2 protein-coding genes are annotated in these 1,386 nt (G+C 61.5%); both read left to right on the top strand.

What is annotated here, in order from left to right; translation table 11 throughout:
• Positions 1–438 precede the first annotated feature (438 nt).
• Positions 439–861 (top strand): hypothetical protein, encoded by a 423-nt coding sequence (locus HMPREF2883_RS05350; RefSeq protein ID WP_141759042.1) that lies wholly within the window; start codon positions 439–441, stop codon positions 859–861.
• 251 nt (positions 862–1,112) lie between these two features.
• Positions 1,113–1,386: transposase (locus HMPREF2883_RS14085; RefSeq protein ID WP_141759041.1), on the top strand; the 274-nt coding region annotated here is incomplete at its 3' end.

Genomic DNA, 1,386 nt, shown 5'->3' with positions numbered 1-1,386 from the left:
CCAAGGCCCCTGTCCTCATGGGCAGAACTCCCCACCAAGCAGTACCAGGCAGTCCACCTCTCGCGGACGCAGTAGCAGGAAGGACTCAGAACAGGGCGCGCAGGACTCCCTCGACGTCGGCCCCGGTCCCTTCGCGATATCTACCTGGATTTCACGCCCGCAAAAGGGGGCAAGCCGGTACCCTTGACTGCAAGGGTGTCTTTCATCAGATGTTCTCAGTGCTCCCACATCCGCCTGATTCCAGGAGCCAGGACCACCTGGTTGGCGCCCCGACGACGTAGTCCCAAAGCTGAGGGAAGCGAGCGGGTTGTGGCCGACGAGGGCGAAAGCGAGGGCGGTGCCCCCATGGCAGTCCCCGCCCCGCAGGTGGGTGGACGGCGAAAGCATGGTGTCACGGCGCGACGTGCCCTCCTTGGGATCATAGGGGCCTGCCTGGCCATGGTGATCGGCCTTGCCGGCTGGCTGTACTGGACCCACCCGACCACCACCAGCGTCCCCCTGCCCGACGGGGTCCAGAAGGGCGAGGAAGAATACCTCAGCGGGGCATTACCCCCTCCTGAAACGATACACGGGACGCTGTATTCAGGCCCGTTGCACTCCAGGAACCACGAATGGATTGGTACGGTGACATGGCAACCGCGCCATGCGGCGGAGCAGGACTATGAGATACGCCTCGGCGAGAGCGTCCACATCGAGGGACTGGGAACAGTGACCCTCCTCGAAGTCGACCCACCCCCAGCCATCCCAGAGATCAACTTCTTCAGAGACAGAAGTGCAGGGGGATGGGACTATCGAGTGAACATCGCCCTCGACCCCGGTCTCTCCCTGTGCACAGTATTCAAACCATGCACACAGAAATAACGAAGGAACCTGACGTCACTTACTCCGGGTCAGCAGCAATGCGAGTCTGCGAGATGAATCGTCCCGGGTTTGATGGAGGCAGTGATGACACGGAAGGATCACTGTCATGGGACAGAAGAAGTACCCCGATGAGCTGCGCGAGCGAGCCACGAGGATGACATTGGACGCGTTGAAGGTTATTCACAGCATCTGTCGAAGGTGCTGTGACCTGCGCAGATGCCAGTGTCGGCTAGTCCTGTGAATAAGCCTCGTTGGCTGACCCAGCGCGGGCCAAGGGCGCGATCCGCAGGATCGGCGAGGAGCTGGGTGTTCATCTCGAGGCTCTGCGCTCCTGGGTCAAGAAGGCCCAGGTTGATGGTGATCTGAGGCCGGGCACCACCACTGACCAGGCGCAGCGGATCAAGGAGCTAGAGAAAGAGGTCCGAGAGCTGCGAAGAGCCAACGCGATCCTGAAGAGCGCGTCGGCTTGTCTATCGCGGCGGAGTGTGAGTGCCCGTCTCGTTGATCTGCCGGTACATCGACTCC

This window comes from Actinomyces sp. HMSC075C01 (assembly GCF_001812965.1).
GTDB classification, from domain to species: domain Bacteria; phylum Actinomycetota; class Actinomycetes; order Actinomycetales; family Actinomycetaceae; genus Actinomyces; species Actinomyces acetigenes.
This window is presented reverse-complemented; position numbering and strand designations above follow the sequence as displayed.